Raw genomic sequence first — 2,506 nt, forward strand, 5'->3', positions numbered from 1 at the left:
ATGGCCCATGATCCCGACCACATCCCCTTTCTGATCGGAGTGGGCATCACCACCCTGAGCGTGGACCCCAAATTCCTGCCCAGGGTCCAGGCCACGGTCATGGAGACAAGTTTTTCCCGGGCAAAGGCCTATGCCCGGCGTCTGCTGGAACAGACCCGGGTCAGGGATGCCGCTGAAGTGTTGAAAACCGGACCCGGAAAATGAGGGTTTGTTTTCTTTGGCTATCACTAATTTTTCCCGTCAGAGATTAAGAGCCTAACCTTTATTTTCAGATTTAGCATCATCCAGAACTTTTCGAACCATCGACGCAAAATCTGATTTTACAACGGGCTTCATTAAAAAGCCTTTTACCCCGATAGCTTCAGCCTGCTCTTTGTTTATCCTTTCGCTGAAACCGGTACAAATGACAATAGGTATATCCGGTTTTATGGATAAAATCTCTTCTGCGAGTTGATCACCAGTCATATTCGGCATGGTCATGTCAGTAATGACAAGGTCAAAGGCATCCGGATTTGAACGAAAAACCTCAACGGCATCCAGGCTGCCGGTACGCATCGTAATTTGATAGCCAAGCCGTTCAAGGATCTGCTGTTCAAGGTTGGCGACTGCGGCGTCATCATCAACCAGAAGAATATGTTCATGCCCCATCTTAATTTCGGTTTTTATTTCTGCAGCCCCTTGGTTTTCTGATTGACTCATTAAGGGTAGATAGACGCTGAATATAGTACCTGATCCGATTTGCGTTTGGACTTCAATCTCGCCACCATATTCTTTAACGATCCCGTACACCACGGCGAGTCCAAGACCGGTTCCCTTACCTTGCTCTTTGGTCGTAAAGTAAGGTTCGAATATCTTGTTTTTGACTTTGTCCGTCATACCGGTACCATCGTCGGAAACAGTAAACAGCAGATACTTTCCTGAATGAATGCCGGTATCCGTTAAATTGGTCCGGTCAATTTTGATCTCCTCAAGAGCAACAATTATTTTGCCGTTTTTTTCCTGAACCGCATGGTATGCATTGGTAATAAGATTCATACCGACCTGATGGAGCTGTGTGGCATTCCCCATAATGAACCCGCAATTTCGTTGAATTTTGTGCTCTATCTTAATATTTGCCGGAATCGTCGCCCGACAAAGCTTGAGGACCTCTTCTAAAATATCCTGGAACCTTATCGGCATTTTTTTCTGGTCTGATTGACGGCTGAAGGCGAGAATCTGTGCCACCAATTCTTTGGCTCTATGGCCGGCCTTATGTATTTCATTTGCATATTTGTGCTCCAGGCTTCCGGCCGACAGATCCTCCATCATCATCTCCGACATTCCAATGATAGGAAATAAAATATTGTTAAAATCGTGTGCAATGCCGCCGGCAAGGTTACCGATCGCTTCCATCTTGTGTGCTTGTTGAAGGCGCTTTTGCAATTCTATGAGTTCCGTTGTATCCCTGAATACAGAAAGCTTGGACAGAGATCCGCTTTCATTCACAAAGACAGTAGTTGAAACATTGAAAGAACACTTGTCCAGAGGGCTGAAAATATTTTTTTCGGCATGACCCGCCTGAAATGTCTCACCATATTTGCACCACCGACATTTTCTATCGAACCCATGCAGTGCTTGGTAACACAACTCCCCTGTGGCGTCACGGCCGACCCTGTCAATCATGGCTTGATTCATATATTGTATTATAAAATCCTCCGAACAGATATAAACCGGGTCTTTTATCGCCTCCATCATTGTTCGGTATTTGATTTCGCTTTTCCTTAATTTATCTTCAGAACGCCTGCGTTCAGTAAGGTCAACCCCCAAACAAGTCACATCAACCACATTTCCTTCAACATCCTTGGTCAATACATTAGACCAGGCGACATTAAAAACCTGGCCGGATTTTCCAAGGATCTCATTTTCAAAATTCAAGAACCCAAGCGTATCCTTTTGCCCCATTACAGAGTGGAAAACCTTTCTGACATCTTCCCGGACATTTTCCGGAATGAACAAGTCAAACCAATTCCGCCCCATAACTTCATTTTCTTTCCATCCGGTGAGGGCCAGAAAGTGCTCATTGACAAAAGTAATTTCAGCTCCGGTATTTAGTGAAATGCCTATTTGGGGAGTGTTGACAAGAATATTGCGCCATTTTAGCTCTGAATGTTTCAGCGCCATTTCAGACTGTTTCCGCTCTGTGATATCCATGTGGGTGCCGAGCATTCTGACAGCCTTGCCCTGGTCATTTCTTTCAACAGCCTTTCCCCGGGCTAAAATCCAACGCCATTGATTCTCTTTCGTGCGCATACGATATTCGATCTCAAATGGCTCTCCATATTTAAGATGTCGAAACACGGTTGCCTCTGATTCAGGTAAGTCATCAGGGTGGAGCAAGCTCCGCCATGTTTCAAGGTTCTGGGGCAATTGGTAAGCCTCATATCCGAGCATGGTATACCACCGTGAACTGAAGTAGACCTCGCCGGTATCAACTCGCCAATCCCAAACAGCATCCGAGACTGAATCA

2 protein-coding genes are annotated in these 2,506 nt (G+C 45.5%); one reads left to right on the plus strand and one right to left on the minus strand.

Annotation, left to right across the window (positions count from 1 at the left end):
* Nucleotides 1-204, plus strand: a 204-nt coding sequence (locus tag AB7U36_RS22365; RefSeq protein WP_428161808.1) for a hypothetical protein, incomplete at its 5' end; no start/stop codon positions are given.
* 51 nt (nucleotides 205-255) lie between these two features.
* Here AB7U36_RS22365 and AB7U36_RS22370 read toward each other — a convergent pair.
* The coding region (locus AB7U36_RS22370) for a PAS domain-containing hybrid sensor histidine kinase/response regulator (RefSeq protein ID WP_428161809.1) at nucleotides 256-2,506 on the minus strand (2,251 nt) is incomplete at its 5' end.

Source organism: Desulfobacter sp. (genome assembly GCF_050177295.1).